Raw genomic sequence first — 1,961 nt, 5'->3', positions numbered from 1 at the left:
GATACGGGTCGAGGCGATACAAGCGGTGATCGCCAGGGCGATGTACCAGCGCCGCGGAAACAACAGCAAAGCGACCCCGAACACCGCGCCCATCGTCGTACCATGGCCGGACGGAAAGCCGGCGAAGCGCGCATCGAAAGCGAAGGGGTGCAGGGTCAGCACGCCAAAGTCCTCGTAATAGAGGGGGCGAGCCCGGCCAATGGCATATTTCAGCACATTGACGGCGATCCCCGACAGGCCGGTGGCGCACAGCACCAGAAAAGCCAGGCAGGTCCAGTTGTAGAGCAGCATCAGCGAGCGCCGCGAGAGGCTTCGCCAATCCGTCAGGTTGGCGGCGACAAGCAGAAGCACTGAGGGAATGAGATACCAGCCACCCAGGCCGAACTGGGTGAAAAAGTCGGCAGTCCGGGCAAATCCCGCCGACCACTTGCCGTGAAGCATTCCGGCCGGGGTGTCGAGACGAACAAACGCTGCCGCCGTCAGCAAAACCCAGACCAGCACCCAGACCGACCACAAAACGTTCGGGTATCTGGCCGGGCGGGTGGCAAGGCGGCTTTTGGCGATCTGCATCGTATCGCGAAAATTGTCGAGCGACCGGCGCCCTACCCCAAGGAGCAGGCTCGAAACGGGCGGGCGTGATTTCACCAGCATAGGAAATTCGACCCCATTGTCGCCGTCATGGGCATCGGCGAGCCGTCACTGGGTTACACGATAGAGGCCGAGCGACAGCTTGTCTCCCGACGAATAGTTGAGGCCGTCGACCTCGGCAACGCGGTTCGCCGACTTGCCTTGCGCCGCCAGCAACCCATTCAGTTTCTGCTCGTCGCCGACCTGCGCCAGAGCCAGGGCGCAGGCAGGATCGCCGAGCAGATGCTTGGCGACGCCATCGACATCGGTCAGGACGGTCTTGGTGCCGACCAGGAACACCAGGCTCGGCTCGTGATATTCCGCCGAAGCGAGCACCGTGGTGTCGCAAGGCCTGTTGGCCTGGAACGCCGCCTCGATCGCCGGGCTCAGCCAGATCGGTTTCAGCGAAGGCGCGATGACGCCGAACAACAGTCCATAGGTGATGCCCGCGCAGACGGCGATTGTGCCGATGCGGGAGAGCGGCACTTGCAGCTGTCGCGAAAAAGCGAAATATCCTGCCGCCAGCGCCGCCGCGGCGGCCGGGATGCTCCACCAGGAGAAGGCGCCGGTGAGATAGATCGGCGCTCCGACGCAGACCGCCGCCAGGCCAAGGCTGACCACGGCAAGACCGAATGCGGTCGACCACCACAACCAATCCTGCCAGCGCCTGAGCGGCGCATTCGCCTCCTGGGGCGGCAAGGTCAACAGCCAACCGATCAGCAGCGCCATGCCGGGATAGGCCGGCAGGACATAGTGCGGCAGCTTGGTCGGGATCAGTTCGAACACCAGCCAGAACGGAATGTACCAGGCGAGGCAGAAACGCAGCCGCGGATCGTCGCGCAACCGGTTGAGGGCCTGCAGCCCGGCGCCAACCGCGATCAGACCGAACGGCCACATGAACAAGGAATAGGTCAGCATGTAGAAGCCCGGCGGCAGGCCGTGCGATTCCTCGCCCGAGGCGACCTTGGCCATCATGTCCTTGCCGACGGCATCACTGAGGAAGGCGCCGCCGCTCTTCCAAGTGATGAGGGCGACCCAGGGCAGCACGATGAACAGCACCAGGGCGACACCGCGCACGAGCTTCAGCTTCAGGAGCCAGCGCCAGTCGCGCTCGAAGGCAAACAGGGCGGCGACCGTCAGCACCGACAACAGCGGAGCCACCGGCCCCTTGATAAGGATTCCAAGGCCTTGAGCGGCCCAGAATATCCACGGCAGATGGGCCGCTACCGGTTCGTTGCGGCGCGATGCCAGATAGATCTGAGCGAGCGCGCCTTGCGCCGCCACGCAGCAGGCCAGCAGCATGGCGTCGGTCTTGGCGTCACGCCCCTCGAAGG

2 protein-coding genes are annotated in these 1,961 nt (G+C 64.4%); both read right to left on the bottom strand.

What is annotated here, in order from left to right:
- Window positions 1–651: phosphatase PAP2 family protein (locus tag EN893_RS31440; protein WP_128362076.1), on the bottom strand; the 651-nt coding region annotated here is incomplete at its 3' end.
- Between the two features lie 45 nt (window positions 652–696).
- The coding region (locus EN893_RS31435) for a glycosyltransferase family 39 protein (protein ID WP_164901276.1) at window positions 697–1,961 on the bottom strand (1,265 nt) is incomplete at its 5' end.

The sequence above is a fragment of the Mesorhizobium sp. M7A.F.Ca.CA.004.04.2.1 genome (genome assembly GCF_004022825.1).
Classification (GTDB): domain Bacteria; phylum Pseudomonadota; class Alphaproteobacteria; order Rhizobiales; family Rhizobiaceae; genus Mesorhizobium.
Note: the sequence above shows the minus strand (reverse complement) of the source record. Positions and strands in the feature narration are given on the sequence as shown.